The following is a 16872-nucleotide window of genomic DNA, read 5'->3' as shown; positions in this document are numbered from 1 at the left end:
CAGCACCTCACTTTAAGTTTTTGAAAGTATAAAAAATCTTCTATTCATAGTAAGTATAACGTATTAGAGCTACCTTTTAAATAGATTTTACATAATCATAAACAGATTCAAGCGCTTCTGCAAGTTTAGAGCCATCTTTTGCCCCAGCCATCGCCATATCTGGGCGACCGCCACCTTTACCACCGCATTGTTCTGCTACTTGTTTAACGATATTTCCAGCGTGATAGTTCCCACCAGCTATGTCTTTTGTAACACCTGCAATAAGCATTACTTTATCGCCTTCAGTTGCACCTAAAACAATAACGCTGTTCGTCATTTTTTCTTTTAGATCATCCATTAGTTGTCGTAATTGATTGTTGTCTTTTGCTTCTACTTTAGTAGCAAGAACTGTGACTTCACCGATTTCTTTTGCAGCAGATAAAATGTTAGACGCTTGAGCGTTTGCAATTTTAGAAGATAGTGCTGCATTTTCGCGTTGTTGTTCTTTGTAATCATGTTGTAAACCTTCAACACGAGCAACTAGATCTTTTGGATTAGCTTTTAATAGTGCAGCTGCTTGCTCTAGAATATGTTGCTCTTCTTTTGCTGCAACGAAAGCTGCTTTACCTGTTACGGCTTCAAGACGACGAGTACCTGCTCCAATTCCGCTCTCAGAAACAATTTTAAAGAAACCAATTTGTGATGTACGGTCTACGTGAATACCACCGCAAAGTTCTAATGAATAGTCACCCACTTGTACAACACGAACTACATCACCATATTTTTCACCGAATAAAGCCATTGCACCCATTGCTTTTGCTTCATCGATTGCTTTGTTTTCAATAATAACAGCGATATCGTCCCAAATTTTTTCGTTCACAATTTGCTCAATTGTTTCTAACTCTTCTTTTGTTACTTGACCGAAGTGAGAGAAGTCAAAACGTAAACGATCTGGTCCTACATAAGAACCTGCTTGGTTTACATGATCACCTAATGTGTCTTTTAATGCACGTTGTAAAAGGTGAGTCGCTGTATGGTTTTTAATCGTTTGATTGCGCGCATCGCGATTCACAACTGCATGAACAGCATCTTCAATATGCATTTCTCCAGTTTCTACAATAACTGTATGCAAATTTTGACCGTTCGGTGATTTTTGTACATCTTTAATTGAAGCAGTGAATGAGTCATTTGAGATCGTACCAAGGTCAGCAATTTGACCACCTGACTCTGCATAAAATGGCGTTTCCGAAAGAATAACTAGAACTTCTTCACCTTCAGAAGCTTCTTTCACTTCTTGTCCATTTGCTACTATTGCAACTACTTTTGAATGAGTTGTTAATGTTTCATAACCAACAAATGTACTTTCTTGGTTTAAATTAGCTAATACCTCAGATTGAACATGCATTGAATCGACGTCTTGACGAGCTGCGCGAGCACGGTTACGTTGTGCTTCCATCTCTTTTTCAAAACCTTCGTGGTCTACAGTCATATTTACTTCTTCAGCATATTCTTCTGTTAATTCAACAGGGAAACCATAAGTATCATAAAGGCGGAAAGCGTCTTTACCTGGCACGATAGTTGAGTTTGCAGCTTTTTGTGTTTCAACTACTTCATTAAAAATAGCTAAACCACCGTCTAATGTTTCGTGGAAACGAACTTCCTCATTTTTAATAACACGTTGGATGAAATCTTGTTTTTCTTTTACTTCTGGATAGAAGTCCACCATAATTTCGCCCACAGTTGGTACTAAATTATACATGAATGGTTTTTCGATACCTAATTGTTTTGCGTAACGAACGGCACGGCGTAGTAAGCGACGTAATACATAACCACGTCCTTCGTTTGATGGAAGTGCTCCATCACCTATAGCAAATGCTACTGTACGAATATGATCAGCGATTACTTTAAACGCTTCATCTTTGTTTACATCAACATGATATTTTTCACCAGAAATACGTTCTGTATGCTCGATAATTGGTATAAATAAATCCGTATCAAAGTTTGTCGGTACATTTTGTACAACCGAAGCCATACGTTCTAGCCCCATACCAGTATCAATATTTTGTTTTGGTAGCGGTGTGTATGTGCCATCAGGATTATGGTTGAACTCTGAGAATACAAGATTCCAGATTTCTAAGTAACGTTCATTTTCTCCACCTGGATATAGTTCAGGGTCTGATTCGTCTGCACCGTATGATTCTCCACGGTCATAGAAAATTTCTGAGTTTGGACCACTTGGACCTTCACCGATATCCCAGAAGTTTCCTTCAAGACGAATTAAGCGCTCCTCAGGAATGCCGATTTCATCTTTCCAGATTGTATATGCTTCAGTATCTTCAGGGTGAATAGTAATTGAAAGTTTTTCAGGTTCAAAGCCCATCCATTTTGCATCAGTTAAGAACTCCCAAGCATAGTGGATAGCTTCTTTTTTGAAGTAATCACCGATAGAGAAGTTTCCTAACATTTCAAAGAATGTATGGTGACGTGCTGTTTTACCCACGTTTTCGATATCGTTTGTCCGGATAGACTTTTGTGCATTTACGATACGTGGATTGTCAGGAATAACACGTCCATCAAAGTATTTCTTTAATGTTGCTACTCCTGAGTTTATCCATAATAATGATGGGTCATTAATAGGCACAAGTGGTGCACTTGGCTCTTGTTTATGTCCTTTTTCTTCAAAGAACTCAATATATTTACGACGAATTTCTGCTGCTGTTTGCATTTGCTTATTCCTCCTTTAGACAATAAAAAACCTTCATCCACTATAAAAGGGACGAAGGTTGAAAATTCGCGGTACCACCCTAGTTACAATAGACCGGTCTTGCGTCTATTGTCTCTTCATTAAGCCTTAACGCGGCAAACGACAGGGATTAGCTGTACTCGGGATGAGCTTTCCAAAATGTTTTGTGAAGGTTCTTGCAGCCTAGGAACCTCTTTCTGTGCACATTACATAATGTACTTTTATCCTTCGTAGTTTTAAGCGATATATATATTGTTAGTTATAAATATTCGAAAACACGATTGTCTTCAAATATCGACTCAATCTTATTTTAAAAAAGGTCTTTGTATCTGTCAAATCTCTTCTTCAATAAAATCATAAGGACTAATTCCCTTCATGCCGATTAATGGGTGAATATCTAAATAATTTTCAGTATTCAGAGATTGAGATTCCATGGATAGTTGCACTTCTTGTGGTATGAAAGTTGATTCTGACACTTGCGTCAATTCTGGCTCAACAGAATCTTTAACCGCTTCTAGTACTTCTTCTATTTGAAGGCGCTGTGCTAAAGTAGTGTTTCTTTGAAGATCATCTGTTCTTAGCATACCATATTTAAACACATCAATTTCACCACAAAGTATGAGGAAGTTTTTTGCCCTCGTAATTCCTGTATACAACAAGTTTTTACGCAACATTTTAGAATAACCACGTACTACTGGCATAATAACTGTTTGGAATTCACTGCCTTGTGATTTATGAATTGAACAACAGTAAGCAAGAGTGATCTGATTCAAATCACCGCGTTGATAAGTTACTTCAATGCCATCATATGAAGCTACAAGTAAGTCTTGTTTCTCAATTGTCTCATTCGCTTTGATAATGCTAATTACTTCCCCCATATCACCGTTAAAGACATTGCTATTTGGTTGATTGACAAGCTGTAAAATTTTATCTCCAATACGATACGTCACATCACCAAATGTTATTTCCTTACTCTTTTCAGTTTTCTTCGGATTAACAAGTTCTTGAATCATTTTATTAATAGCATCAATACCTGCAGGACCTCTATACATAGGTGCTAAAATTTGCACATCATGAATGGAGAAACCTTTTTTCACAGCACTTGATACGACTTGTTTGATGACATCAGCTACTTGGTCGGAGCTAGCTTGGATAAAAGACCGATCGGATGTTTTAGCAAGCATATTTTGCGGCATCTCGCCTTTTTTCATTTGATGGGCAAGTTCAATAATAGATGATCCGTCCGCTTGTCTATAAACATCTGTTAACTCAACAGTTGGAATTGCTTTAGAAGCGAGTAAATCTTTTAGCACTTGTCCAGGACCTACAGGTGGTAATTGATCTTGGTCACCAACAAAAATAACTTGGCAATCATCGTTCAACGATTTCAACAACTGGTGAGCGAGCCAAGTATCAACCATCGACATTTCGTCAACTATGATGAGCCGCCCTCCAACTTCCTTCTCCGTTTCCTCTTCCTTTTCTTGCCCCGTGAAGCCAAGTAAACGGTGGATAGTCATCGCCGGTAATTCAGTTGATTCACTAAGACGTTTTGCAGCTCTTCCTGTTGGTGCCACTAACACGATTGGAAAAGGCTCGTCTTTTTCTACATAGTCTTTTGGATTCAAAGTTAAGCCATGAAGCTCTGCATAAACGTCTACAATTCCCCGAACTACCGTCGTTTTCCCTGTACCAGGTCCACCTGTTAATATCATAACCGCTGAGTTAATCGCCTTCTCAATGGCGTCCACTTGCGTTTCTGCGTATGAAACACCAAAACGTTCCTCAGCATCACCGATGAATTTTCGGATTTCAGATGTAGGGAACGCGGATTGTTCAGCATTTTTTTGAACTAACTCTGTAATTTTTGAAGCAATACCAATCTCAGAAAAATACAGAGATGGCATATAGAGTCGTGTTTCTTCACCACAAATTTTATTATCCTCACGAAGTTCGATACAGGCTTTTGAAATCGCCTCAAAAGGAATTTCATATGCCTGACTCATTTCAAGTAGGCTTTTCGCTTGTGGCAAAATATCCTTCGCTTCCATATATACATGTCCCTCTGACAAAGCACCAGCATTTAAAAGGTGTAACACTGCAGCTTTAATACGATCTGGATGATCCCCTGTAATATGTAGTTTAGCCCCTAATTCATCTGCACGTTGAAAACCTACACCTTCAACTTCTTCAATAAGTCTGTAAGGATTTTCTGTTAACAGTTGAATTGTTTCATTTTCATACATTTGGTATATACGCACTGCTAGTTGTGGGCCAAAGCCCCAGTCATTTAATTGGATCATAATACGATCCAACCCTAGATTTTGCTCTAGTACGGAGCGTAATGTCTCTTTTTTATCTTCTGTAAGTCTTGGAATTTCATCAAGCGCATCTGGATTATTGATAATAATTTTAATGGCGTCTTTTCCTAGCTTTTTAACGATTGTCTCAGCCGTTTTATGACCTATTCCTGGGAATAAATCACTCGATAAGTAATGTACGACACCTTGTTCAGTACCAGGAATCTCTTTAACAAAAGTATTAGCTTGAAATTGTATGCCGTATTTAGGATGCTGTTTCAATTGTCCAGTAAAACGATACAACGTTTCTTGAACGACAGACGGAAAAAAACCTGTCACGATAATTTCTTTTTCTTGATATGTTGTATTCGTTTCTTGAATTTTCAACTTAATGATGGAAAATAAATTCTGAGGATTATGGAAGATAGAGACGACAGGCCGACCGACTATAAATAGCTGTTCTTCTTGAAACAATGATACATTTTCAGTCAACGCTGTCCCCTCCTTTTTATTGGTGCTTCATAGCAATCATATCGTGAATATAACGCGCTTGTTCAAACTCAGGTTGTAATGTAAATGCTTGTTTCAAATGATATAAGGCATCTTCAGTACGCTCAGTTGACACTGCAAATAGTACACCTAAGTTATAGTGAGCATCAGCATTATTCCAGTCTTGATCGATAACATATTGTAATTCTTTTTGTGCTACATCAAACATTTCTAATGAGCAAAGTAAGATCCCGTATGCTAGACGAACTTGTACGTCTTCAGGAGCCAACTCTGCTGCTCTTTGTAAATAAGGTAACGCCAATTTTGTTTCACCAGCGCGTTCAAAGCTTTTTCCAAGCATATAGAATGCATCTTCACCTTCAATACCTAGGCGAATGGCAATTTCATATAATTTAGCTGCTTCCATAAAACGCTCGCTATTGTAATATAAATTAGCTAACCCGTAATAAGCTGTTGCTGCTTTTTCATCTAACGTAATTGCTTTTTGAAAAAAACGCTCAGCTCTTTCAGTTTCATCCATAGAAGCAAGTAGGTTACCAAAGTTGATGTAACCTACTGTGTTATTTGGTTCTTCTTCTATTGCTTGTGTAAAAGCTTTGACAGCGTCTTCGTAACGCTTTTCTTGAATAGCTTTTATACCTTGTTCGTTAAAATCCAATATTTCCACTCCTATTAACCTACATACGTTAATTTTTTACCGTCTTTAAAGACTTCATCAATCGTTGCGCCACCTAGACATTCATCACCATCATAAAATACGACAGATTGTCCTGGTGTGATAGCACGTATTGGTTCTTCAAAAGTAACACGCACTTTATCATCACCTAACATTTCAACCTCTACCGGTGTATCTTGTTGGCGATAACGGAATTTAGCTGTACAACTAAATTTCTCTTGTTTTGGCTTATTTGAAGTAAAACCTAATTTCACTGCTGTTAAGCTATGAGAATACAGTTTGTCATTATGGAAGTTTTGTCCAACTAGTAACACGTTTTTTTCTAAATCTTTACCAAGTACAAACCAAGGTTCACCGTCGCCACCAATACCTAAGCCGTGACGTTGTCCAATTGTATAGTACATTAAACCGTCGTGTTTACCCATAACCTTCCCATCCATTGTTTCCATATTGCCTGGTTGAGCTGGTAAGTATTGGCTTAAGAATTGTTTGAAATTACGTTCACCAATGAAGCAAATACCTGTTGAATCTTTTTTCGTAGCAGTTGCTAATCCTGCTTCAAGTGCGATTTCACGTACTTTTGGTTTCTCTAAATGACCAATTGGGAACATTACTTTTGAAAGTTGTTCCTGTGATAGTTGGTTCAAGAAATATGTTTGGTCTTTATTATTATCTTTTCCGCGTAACATGATTGTTTCACCGTCGCGCTCCGCTACTTGAGCATAATGACCTGTTGCTAGATAGTCAGCGCCCAGTTTTAATGCGTGTTCAAGGAATGCCTTGAATTTGATTTCTTTGTTACACATCACGTCTGGGTTTGGTGTGCGTCCTGCTTTATATTCATCTAAGAAGTACGTGAAAACTTTATCCCAATATTGCTTTTCAAAGTTTACAGCATAATAAGGGATTCCGATTTGGTTACATACTTTAATAACATCATCATAATCTTCCGTTGCAGTACAAACACCAAACTCGTCTGTATCGTCCCAGTTTTTCATGAAGATGCCAATTACATCATAGCCTTGTTTTTTCAATAAATACGCAGCAACTGAAGAATCGACTCCTCCAGACATGCCGACAACAACGCGTGTTTTTGAGGGGTCTTTTGTTGCGTTCATAACATTCACCTTTTTTCTTTTATTTCGCTAAGCGCTCAACAATTTCAACTGTTTTGTCAGCAGCTAATTGAACATCCTCTAAAGAGAGCCCAAGTCCGAAGCTAAAACGAATTGAATTGCGTAGTTCTGGTGCACCTTTTCCGTACATTGCAACCAACACATGCGATGGATCTATTAATCCAGCCGTACATGCAGAACCACTTGAAGCTGCGATACCTGCCATATCTAAATTTACTAGGAAGGATTCAACATCCATACCTGTAAAACTAATATTCAATACATGTGGTAAAGAGTTAATTGTATCACCATTAATATGATAAGAAATTTTATCTTTGTCTAATGTATTTAAAAATAATTCTTGGAAGCTAATAAATTCTTGCTGTTTCGCTTCAAAATTTGCTTGTGCAATTCTTACTGCTTCTGCAAACGCACCAATTGCAGGAATATTCTCAGTTCCTGCTCGACGTTTACGCTCTTGTTCTCCACCAAGCAAGGTAGATTGTAATGGTGTATTTTCACGGTGATATAGGAAACCTATCCCTTTTGGTCCATTCAATTTATGAGCAGAAACCGAAAGTAAATCTACTTGTAAATCTTCCACATCAAATTTCTCTATACCATAAGCTTGTACTGCATCAGTATGGAATGATGCTTTGTGGTTTTTTAATAGTGATCCGATTTCTTTAATCGGCTGAATAGATCCTACCTCATTATTACCATACATAATTGTTACTAAGATCGTTTCATCCGTTAATGCCTGTTGGACATCTTGGACAGAAACAACCCCCTGTGCATTGACAGGTAAATACGTTACTTTAAAACCTTCTTTTTCAAGACGCTCACACGTATGCAATACTGCATGATGTTCAATTTGAGACGTAATAATATGACGACCTTCATTACGGCGCGCATATGCCGTACCGAAAATAGCTAAATTATCTGCTTCAGAACCACCACTTGTCATAATGATTTCTTGATCTTTAGCACCAATTGATTGTGCAAGTAGCATTTTGGCTTCGTCCAAATATTTTCTTGCATGACGTCCAATACTATGAATACTAGATGCATTCCCGTATACAGAACCCATAAGCTCAGTCATTTTTGCAATAACTTCTGGATGCATAGGAGAAGTGGCTGCATGGTCTAGATAAATTTCTTTCATCGTAAAAAACTCCTATCAAATTCGCCTTGGGAGATTTATTTCTGACGCTTTGTTTTCGTCTTAGAAAATATTCCTCGAGATAAAGCGCGGACGCTTGCCCAAGGCTTTAACTTTATTCAACTGGGTTTTATATCCCAATTGAATTATATACATCGACTAAATTTATCTCATCACATAAAAACAATGAGATTAATTCATTTAAATATAAAACATATAGCCGTCATCAGAATCTTGTTCTTTATAAGCAGCTAAATCCTCTAATGAAGTTGTATCTAATACATTCTTCACTGCATCACGAATTCCCATCCATAGCTGTCGCTGAGGTGGAGCTTCGTTTTCTATTCCTTCAACTGGTTGAATCGGTCCTTCAAGCACTCGAATGACATCAGCTGCTGAAATTAAATGCGGTGGTTTAGATAACATATAGCCACCATAAGCCCCACGAACACTCTTTACTAAACCTGAGTTTCTTAGGGGGGAAACAAGCTGTTCCAAATAAGCTTCTGACAAATCATTATCTGCTGCAATTTGTCGCAAAGGAATTGGACCTTGCCCGTATTGTTTGGCTAATTCGATCATAATTGTTAGACCATAACGGCCTTTAGTTGAGATTTTCAAAGTATACACCTCTATATAGTAGCTTACATTTATACGTTAAAGTATAGCATATTTCCTTCCATTCTACTCGGGAATGCTTTATCATAAATGTTACAAGTAGAAAAACAGAACAAACGTACGAGAGGAGGCAATTGTTTTGCCAAATGAACCACTCGCATTCCGCATGCGGCCACGTAACTTAGATGAAGTCGTCGGTCAACAATCCATTATAGGAAAAAATACTACATTATATAAAATGATTTCAAATGGGCATGTCCCTTCCATATTACTATACGGTGAACCCGGTATCGGGAAAACATCGATTGCCTATGCTATTGCAGGTACTTCTCATCTTCCATTCTTTGCACTCAATGCGACACGCGCAGGAAAGAAAGATGTTGAAGATGTAGTAGCAGAAGCACAGATAACAGGTAAAGTGTTGCTGTTTTTAGATGAAATACATCGTTTCAACAAATTACAACAAGACACATTATTACCCCATGTTGAAAATGGCTCTATTGTATTAATAGGTGCAACAACTGAAAATCCATATCATGATGTGAACCCCGCCATTCGCTCACGCTGCGGCGAGATTAAGCAGCTTAAAAGATTAACATATGAAGATATTGACGCACTTGTATTACGCGCTCTAGAAGATAAAGAACGTGGACTTGGTCGTTATACAATAAGATTAAGCGATTCACAACGTGATAAAATAGTGGTTGCAGCACACGGAGATGCGCGAAAAGCATTAACATTGTTAGAGTCCATTTATTACGCTTCTGATGAAGTGAATAATGAAACGATTGTACAGGATGATACGGTCAAAAATCTAGCAGAACGTATCGGAGTTTTTGGAGACAAAAAAGGTTCACATTTTTATAATCTATTATCTGCATTACAAAAATCAGTAAGAGGTAGTGATACGAACGCTGCACTCTACTATTTAGCCCATTGTTTAGAAAATGGGGACTTAGTCGCCGTTGCTCGTAGATTGCTCGTTATGGGCTATGAAGATATTGGTCTTGCAAACCCAGAAATAGGTGGACATGTTCTAGCTGCAGTACAAGCAGCAGAGCGCCTTGGCTTACCTGAAGCACGTATCCCATTAGCACAAGCCGTAATTGAGATGTGCTTAGCATCCAAATCAAATTCTGCGATATCAGCAATTGACGCTGCCATCGCTGATATTCGAGCAGGAAAAACAGGAGATATTCCTATGCATTTACGGGATTCTCATTATGCTGGTGCAAAAACATTGGGCGTAGAAGGATATCAATATCCACATAACACACCTATCGGCACTTTTGGTGGATGGGTCGACCAAGAATATTTACCAGAAGAACTTGTCGGCATTGAGTACTATAAACCCGTTATTGCTGGGGAAGAAAAGCGCATGGCTGGAATTTATGATAAACTGAAATCTTTTAAAAAATAGCGCAAAGGGTTACCTACTTGTCTAGTACTTGTAAGGTAACCCTTTTGTTGTTAAATTCAGTTTTTCTAAATTAATGATCACTTTTTCACGCACAATTATTAAGGAAGTTTTGTCGATGCATGCAAGGAAATCGTTTTATTAATAGAAATAATTAACATAAAATTGAAGGAGCTTTTCTTATTCAACTAGAGAACACTTCTATTTAATAAATACTCAGATTAGGGAGAATGGAATATATGACCATTAAAGAATTAGCAAAAAAAATATTACTTCAATTTGCTACACGTACATATAAAAACCGTCCTTTTATAGTCGCAATTGACGGGTTAAGTGGAGCAGGTAAATCCACATTAGTAAAAAAAATTGAACAGGAATTGAGTAACAATAACAGCTCAGTAGTCATTTTACATATTGATGATCATATTGAGAAAAAGCATAAGAGGTATGAAACAGGACGTGAGGAATGGTATGAATATTACTACTTACAATGGGACATTAAGATGTTAACTACAAGTTTATTCGAAGGATTAAGGAACAATAAAAAGAACATCACTTTACCATTCTATGATAAATCTTCCGATACCATCTCAGCTAAACAAATTACTGTTGCAGTTGATAGTATCATTCTTATAGAAGGTATATTTCTTCAAAGAAAAGAATGGCGAGAGTTTTATGACTATACTATATTTTTAGATTGTCCTCGTGAATTAAGGTATGAAAGAGTTTTAAATCGGGATTCTTATATTGGGGATAAACAAGCAATACTTTTAAAATATAAAAGGAGATACTGGTTAGGAGAAGAACATTACTTGAACACAGAAAATCCAATTAAAAATGCAGATATAGTTATATAAACAAAGGAACCCCCTTACTTTAGTAATTAAAGCTTAAGGGGGCTACTCCTATAAATTATTTTTATCCACCTACAAAATTTCTAAACTTATTAGCAACTTATTATGTCGTAACTTTTAATACTGTTTTAATTTTTTGGATAATACCACCCGTGCTATAAGTTAATACGCTACGTTTGTAGAATGATAGACTTAGCATGAATAACAAAACTACAGTCACAATAAGTATACCTAGTGAAATAATCGGTTCTGAAGCTGCAATATCGGTTGCACCAATTCGAAGCGGCATTACCATTCCTGAAGTAAACGGAATATAAGAACACACTTTTACTAATATTGTATCTGGACTATACATTCCTGATAATAGGACGTAAAATCCACCAACACCAACCATCATTGCAGGCATCATCGCTTGACCTGACTCTTCTACTTTTGACACAAGTGATCCAAGTAACGCACCCATAATTAGGAATAATAATATGGTTAATATTAAAAACGCCAGTACATATGCGACATATCCAGCTGACAGACTATTGATTACTTCAATTACTGTATCCCATTTTTCACCGCCATCTACTAATATAAATAGTAACGACTGTACTACAAATAATATAACAATTTGCGTTACCGCAAGTAAAAATGTTCCTGTTAATTTCGCCAGGAAATGTGTCACTGGTTTAATACTCGCAAGAAGTACTTCTAGAACACGTGACCCTTTCTCAGAAGCTACATCCGTCGTAATCATCGATAAGAACGACATTACAAACCCGTAGATGATGAATCCAACTATCATTGATGCGCCTATACCCGCGGACTTCTCATCTTCACTTTTACCACCAGCAGCTTCTTCATTCAAGTTTTTCGTTGTAATCATTGTCTCAGATTGTAAAATCTTATCTGCTTGCTCTGCAGTTAAATTGAGCTGTTGCACTTCATAAAGCTTCCCTGCATATTGGATACTAGACGATAAACTTTGCTGATCATTAAACTTAAGCGGATTAAATGTTGCGATTTCAGCTACTAATGATCCTGCCTTATCTTGAATGAAAATCGCAGCATCTAAATCTCCTTCTTTCACCTTTTTCTCGACTTTGCTTTCATCCTCTTTTGGGAATGAAAATTCAGTATCTGCACTGGAAGTAAAAAGTGCTTTGAAATCTGCATCCGTATCGTTTAAAACTGCAACTTTTAAAGGCTCTTCCGAAAACAGTGCCTCTTTAATATCTGACCAGAACATCACACAACTAATGACGACAAGATATAACAGAATAGAGAAAATAAATGACTTTGCTTTAATCTTTTGCGTATAAAGTTGCTTTACTAATATCCAAAACTTAGACATTGCCGCCACCTACCTTATCTTTGAAAATTTCATCCAATGATAAATAATCCAGGCTGAATTTTTCGATGTAACTACCATTTGACACGATATCGAAGATTCCTTTTGCATATGATTCATCCTCTAATGTAAGCGTGTATTGTTCTTTGCCAATAGATACATCTTTCACTCCTGGTAAAGCCGTAAGTTCCTCTACTGCCATATGTGTTCTCACTGTTAACTTCGTTTTACCATATTGTTTCTTCAAATCTAACAAACTACCAGAAAACAATGATACTCCTCGTTTTAACAAACACAGATGATCACATAACTCTTCGACGTTTTCCATCTGATGACTTGAAAATAGAATCGTCGTACCATTTTCCTTCAAAAATAAGATCGCTTCTTTTAATAAATCTTTGTTCACAGGGTCTAATCCACTGAACGGTTCGTCTAAAATCAAAAACTCCGGCTTATGTATGAAACTTGCGATAAGCTGAACTTTCTGTTGATTTCCTTTTGATAGCGTCTCTGCTTTAGCCTTACGTTTTTCCTCTAGCTCAAAACGTTCAATCCAATAGTTCACATCTTCTTTTAACTCTTTTTTCTTACGTCCTCTTAGTTCGCCAAAGAAATATAACTGATCCTCCACTGTCATCGTTGGGAAAATACCGCGCTCTTCTGGTAAATAACCAAGTAAATCACGGTCTATTGCGTGTATTGACTCACCATTCCATGAAATTGTCCCAGCTGTTGTTTCCTGCAAATCTAAAATCATACGGAAAGTAGTCGTTTTCCCTGCACCATTTTGGCCAATCAGACCGAAAATCTCACCTTTTTCAATTGTAAAAGAAAGATTATCCACCGCCACAAAATTCTGATATCTCTTCGTTACTTCTTTAATTACTAATGCCATTGAAAGTCTCCTTTTCTAAATGCATTTACATTTTACTAGCAATCTAGTTTTACATTTTTTTCAAATATGAAACAATATCTGAGATTTTTTTAGTTTCCTGATTTTATTAAATGTATATAGAATAAAAGTAAATAAGGTAACTGCCATACCCAGATTAATACCAATAATAAAATTTGTAACATCCGATTCTTTACTCAAGAAAAGATTGATGAAAAATATGAGTACATTGAATACGATAATAGCACTTGGAATTGCGATAATTCGATTATAATGAGCCATTTTAGATGCCGTATCAGTATAAAGTTCAAAAGGTTCTTCACTCGCATCTTTTCTTAAATAGACCCATCCAAAGTAAGTATCTACATGTTCTATACCACTATCTTGTAAAAACTCGATATACTCTTTATTATCTCGATGATTTGTTTTGTCTTTAAGTTTTTCTAGCCTATAGTTATAATTTACGGTTGCATCCTCTTCAAACGTATATCGAAAATAATTCACTTTTTTTAGTTGTAGACCTTTTTTAGATTGTGAGTTTAACCATTGTTCTTCCTTTTCAAAGTCCCAAAAACAATTATATGCGCCCTTCACCTATTCAATCCCTCCTTTTATCATCAATTCTCCATTCATTATTAATTCTTTCATCCTAATTATTTCAGCTTCCACTTCACTTTTTCCTTGAGCAGTAATCATATATTGTTTCTTTCTGGTTGACTCTTCAGCCTCAACAGTTTCAATCCAACCTCTCTCAACCAAGGACTTAAGAGCTCCGTATAAAGTGCCTGGTCCAAGCTGTACACGCCCCTTGCTCAATGATTCTACCAATTGCATAATGCCATATCCATGCCTTGGTTCATATAACGCCAGCAAAATATAATACACACCTTCTGTTAAAGGTCCATGTTGTTGCATATAAAATCACCTCTTTACATCAACAGCAATTATATCGCTAGCCGATACATAAATTATATCAGCAGTCGATATACTTTTCAATTGAATTTTAAACATTTTTATCCATTTATTAATTTTCATCCCTTTTAACAAAAAAAAGCAAAAGCTCATAAGCTTTTGCTTTTTAATCTCTCCATATTCACATGAAGTTTTTTAATTTCAATTTAGAACCTATATCAACCTTTAAACCATAGCTAACTTTATCATTTTCATTACCGAAATTAGTTTCTAAACATTTATCATTACAACTCGGGCAATTAGACAATAGTTTTTTCGCTATTATTTCATTTGACGAGCTAAATTAATCTCTTACCGTTTTAATCTCAATATCACTCAAAATATCTCGTACTACCCAACTAGCCGCGATTAATCCCACTGAAGATGGTACGAACGCATTTGATGATGGTGGCAATTGCGCTTTACGAATTTCTGCTTCTGGTTTACCAACTGTTTGTACAACATCTGGGCGCACGACAATCGGGCTCTCATCAGAGAAGATTACAGGAATCCCTTTTTTAATACCTTCTTTACGTAATTTCACACGAATTACTTTCGCTAATGGATCAGTATGTGTTTTGGAAATATCAGCAATTTGGAAACGTGTTGGATCCATTTTATTTGCTGCACCCATACTTGCAATTATTTTAACACCACGTTTTAAGCACTCTTTCATAATATGAATTTTATAAATCACTGTATCTGACGCATCAATCACATAATCTGGTTCATAACTGAAGAACTTTTCATACGTTTCTTCTGTGTAGAACATATGCAAATCTATGACTTCACAATCAGGGTTAATATCAGCAATTCGCTCCTTCATAACAGCTGATTTAGAGCGACCAATTGTCGACATATAAGCAACTAGTTGACGGTTAATGTTCGTAATATCTACATCGTCTTTATCTACTAAGATGATGCGACCAACACCACTTCTTGCACAAGCTTCAGCAGCAAATGATCCAACACCGCCAATACCTAAAATCGCTACAGTAGTATTTTTTAGTTTATCTATTCCATCTGTTCCAATGGCTAATTCATTACGTGAAAATTGATGTAACATATACCTTTCACTCCGTTTAATTTATATTTTGTAAGTAATCCTATCCTATTAGTAAGAAAATAGGTATCGTGAAAAATATATACAAAAACCTAAGCGATTGCAAGGGTTGACGTATGGAAAGTTCATAGTAAATTTGAAATTCGATAAATTCAAAAACAAATATCAAACAAATCCCGTAAATTCGCTGCTAGAAAAAAATAGCCAATTTACGGGATAAATAATACTTAAACTTCACTACCAGATTTCAACATTTGTTCATTAAATATCTCGACAAAACGTGGATCTATGTATTGTCCACATTTTTTCAAGCCACCTACAACTGCTCCACCAATTGGTGGCATAAGCGAAGGGTAAAACTGAATTTCTATAACTTCTTTTTGTGCCAATTTTTGAAGAAGCGGAATGAAAAGTTCTATATTCGAGAACACACCACCTGCCAACACAACAGGAATTTTTTCTTTAGACCAAACCATTTGATCTAAACATGCTTTAATGGATTGGAAGTATTTCTCGCATGCCTTTTGAATAATGATGCGAGCTACTATATCTCCTTTAAGTGCTTCTTCGCTTACATACTTACTAAGTGGAGAAATAACGGTTCTTGGATGCCTTTCTCCGTAGACTTGGTCAATTATTTGAGGAACCCCGTCTACTTGAAAGTGCTGACACAACCTAGCTGTTAGATTGGTTTGATATCCCCTGCCATCATAAGCTTTAAATACAGCTTTTAAAGCCTGTACCCCTAAATCATAGCCACTTCCTTCATCATCAAACAAATACCCCCACCCAGATGTACGTATAATGTGGTGTTGTTCATCTAACCCTAATGTAATGGCTCCAGTTCCTGCAATTTGCACAATTCCTTCAGAACCTAAAGTGCCAGCATATAATGCATTAGTTGCATCATTTGCTATTTCAATCGTCGCCTCTTTTGGTAAGTGACTATGTAAAACATCTATTAGTATTGAATCATATTGTTTTTCTTTCACCCCAGCCATACCTGCAAAGCAACTTGCAATTTGCGCAAAAGCTATTGGATTTTGTGATTTTAATATTATTAATACTTGATCGATTACCTGTTCAAACTCTTTTTGACTCATTGTCGTTGGATTACTTTTACCGACTGTCACCATTGCATGTATATGTCCGCTTTCGTCACTAATAACAGCACATGTTTTGGTGCCGCCGCCATCAATCGCTAATACAAACATCTTTATCCCCCTAGCTACTTACTTCATCAAAGATAAGTA

At 36.7% G+C, this 16872-nt stretch carries 14 protein-coding genes and 1 other annotated feature; of the genes, 2 read left to right on the top strand and 12 right to left on the bottom strand.

What is annotated here, in order from left to right:
* Window positions 1–76 precede the first annotated feature (76 nt).
* From alaS to cymR, 6 genes are all read right to left on the bottom strand, one after another.
* Window positions 77–2704, bottom strand: a complete 2628-nt coding sequence (alaS, locus tag MHH98_RS05905) for an alanine--tRNA ligase (protein WP_038187272.1) — start codon at window positions 2702–2704, stop codon at window positions 77–79.
* A gap of 44 nt (window positions 2705–2748) precedes the next feature.
* Window positions 2749–2963: a binding site (T-box leader), on the bottom strand.
* A 91-nt stretch (window positions 2964–3054) separates the two neighbouring features.
* The gene (gene recD2, locus MHH98_RS05900; protein WP_340712284.1) at window positions 3055–5514 is read right to left on the bottom strand and encodes an SF1B family DNA helicase RecD2; all 2460 of its coding nucleotides are present in this window, start codon (window positions 5512–5514) and stop codon (window positions 3055–3057) included.
* Window positions 5515–5530: 16 nt separating this feature from the next.
* Window positions 5531–6190 carry a tetratricopeptide repeat protein gene (locus MHH98_RS05895; protein WP_038187277.1) on the bottom strand — a complete coding sequence of 220 codons (660 nt, stop codon included), beginning with the start codon at window positions 6188–6190 and terminating at the stop codon, window positions 5531–5533.
* Between the two features lie 14 nt (window positions 6191–6204).
* On the bottom strand, window positions 6205–7326 hold the full coding sequence (gene mnmA / locus MHH98_RS05890) for a tRNA 2-thiouridine(34) synthase MnmA (RefSeq protein ID WP_038187280.1): 1122 nt from the start codon (window positions 7324–7326) through the stop codon (window positions 6205–6207).
* Between the two features lie 19 nt (window positions 7327–7345).
* Window positions 7346–8488 (bottom strand): cysteine desulfurase family protein, encoded by a 1143-nt coding sequence (locus tag MHH98_RS05885; protein WP_038187282.1) that lies wholly within the window; start codon window positions 8486–8488, stop codon window positions 7346–7348.
* A gap of 198 nt (window positions 8489–8686) precedes the next feature.
* Window positions 8687–9106 carry a cysteine metabolism transcriptional regulator CymR gene (cymR, locus tag MHH98_RS05880; RefSeq protein ID WP_038187285.1) on the bottom strand — a complete coding sequence of 140 codons (420 nt, stop codon included), beginning with the start codon at window positions 9104–9106 and terminating at the stop codon, window positions 8687–8689.
* A gap of 136 nt (window positions 9107–9242) precedes the next feature.
* On the opposite strand from cymR, the gene MHH98_RS05875 reads away from it, so the two are divergent.
* Both MHH98_RS05875 and MHH98_RS05870 read left to right on the top strand, forming a co-directional pair.
* Window positions 9243–10523, top strand: coding sequence for a replication-associated recombination protein A (locus MHH98_RS05875; protein WP_038187289.1), 1281 nt, complete (start codon window positions 9243–9245; stop codon window positions 10521–10523).
* Window positions 10524–10759: 236 nt separating this feature from the next.
* Complete coding sequence (locus MHH98_RS05870) at window positions 10760–11377, top strand: kinase (RefSeq protein ID WP_038187292.1); 618 nt, start codon at window positions 10760–10762, stop codon at window positions 11375–11377.
* A gap of 100 nt (window positions 11378–11477) precedes the next feature.
* Here MHH98_RS05870 and MHH98_RS05865 read toward each other — a convergent pair whose 3' ends face one another.
* The 6 genes from MHH98_RS05865 to MHH98_RS05840 all read right to left on the bottom strand — a co-directional run bounded on the left by MHH98_RS05865 (window position 11478) and on the right by MHH98_RS05840 (window position 16833).
* Window positions 11478–12716 (bottom strand): ABC transporter permease, encoded by a 1239-nt coding sequence (locus MHH98_RS05865; RefSeq protein ID WP_038187295.1) that lies wholly within the window; start codon window positions 12714–12716, stop codon window positions 11478–11480.
* Window positions 12709–13608 (bottom strand): ABC transporter ATP-binding protein, encoded by a 900-nt coding sequence (locus MHH98_RS05860; RefSeq protein WP_038187298.1) that lies wholly within the window; start codon window positions 13606–13608, stop codon window positions 12709–12711. The genes MHH98_RS05865 and MHH98_RS05860 overlap by 8 nt, the downstream gene beginning before the upstream one ends.
* A 60-nt stretch (window positions 13609–13668) precedes the next feature.
* The gene (locus MHH98_RS05855) at window positions 13669–14199 is read right to left on the bottom strand and encodes a DUF2812 domain-containing protein (protein ID WP_051448770.1); all 531 of its coding nucleotides are present in this window, start codon (window positions 14197–14199) and stop codon (window positions 13669–13671) included.
* Complete coding sequence (locus MHH98_RS05850; protein ID WP_038187299.1) at window positions 14200–14520, bottom strand: PadR family transcriptional regulator; 321 nt, start codon at window positions 14518–14520, stop codon at window positions 14200–14202.
* A 340-nt stretch (window positions 14521–14860) separates the two neighbouring features.
* Window positions 14861–15622: a tRNA threonylcarbamoyladenosine dehydratase gene (locus MHH98_RS05845; RefSeq protein ID WP_038187302.1), complete on the bottom strand. Its 762-nt coding sequence runs from the start codon at window positions 15620–15622 to the stop codon at window positions 14861–14863.
* Between the two features lie 224 nt (window positions 15623–15846).
* Window positions 15847–16833: an N-acetylglucosamine kinase gene (locus MHH98_RS05840; RefSeq protein WP_038187305.1), complete on the bottom strand. Its 987-nt coding sequence runs from the start codon at window positions 16831–16833 to the stop codon at window positions 15847–15849.
* Window positions 16834–16872 lie beyond the last annotated feature (39 nt).

The organism is Viridibacillus sp. FSL H8-0110 (assembly GCF_038003565.1).
Classification (GTDB): domain Bacteria; phylum Bacillota; class Bacilli; order Bacillales_A; family Planococcaceae; genus Viridibacillus; species Viridibacillus arenosi.
The sequence above is the reverse complement of the archived record's forward strand: the minus strand, read 5'-3'. Positions and strand labels throughout refer to the sequence as shown.

Coding starts and splice junctions, on each gene's coding strand:
- alaS (WP_038187272.1), bottom strand. CDS start 2,704: ATGCAAACAGCAGCAGAAATTCGTCGTAAATATATTGAGTTCTTTGAA.
- mnmA (WP_038187280.1), bottom strand. CDS start 7,326: ATGAACGCAACAAAAGACCCCTCAAAAACACGCGTTGTTGTCGGCATG.
- MHH98_RS05885 (WP_038187282.1), bottom strand. CDS start 8,488: ATGAAAGAAATTTATCTAGACCATGCAGCCACTTCTCCTATGCATCCA.
- MHH98_RS05870 (WP_038187292.1), top strand. CDS start 10,760: ATGACCATTAAAGAATTAGCAAAAAAAATATTACTTCAATTTGCTACA.
- MHH98_RS05865 (WP_038187295.1), bottom strand. CDS start 12,716: ATGTCTAAGTTTTGGATATTAGTAAAGCAACTTTATACGCAAAAGATT.
- MHH98_RS05860 (WP_038187298.1), bottom strand. CDS start 13,608: ATGGCATTAGTAATTAAAGAAGTAACGAAGAGATATCAGAATTTTGTG.
- MHH98_RS05850 (WP_038187299.1), bottom strand. CDS start 14,520: ATGCAACAACATGGACCTTTAACAGAAGGTGTGTATTATATTTTGCTG.
- MHH98_RS05845 (WP_038187302.1), bottom strand. CDS start 15,622: ATGTTACATCAATTTTCACGTAATGAATTAGCCATTGGAACAGATGGA.
- MHH98_RS05840 (WP_038187305.1), bottom strand. CDS start 16,833: ATGTTTGTATTAGCGATTGATGGCGGCGGCACCAAAACATGTGCTGTT.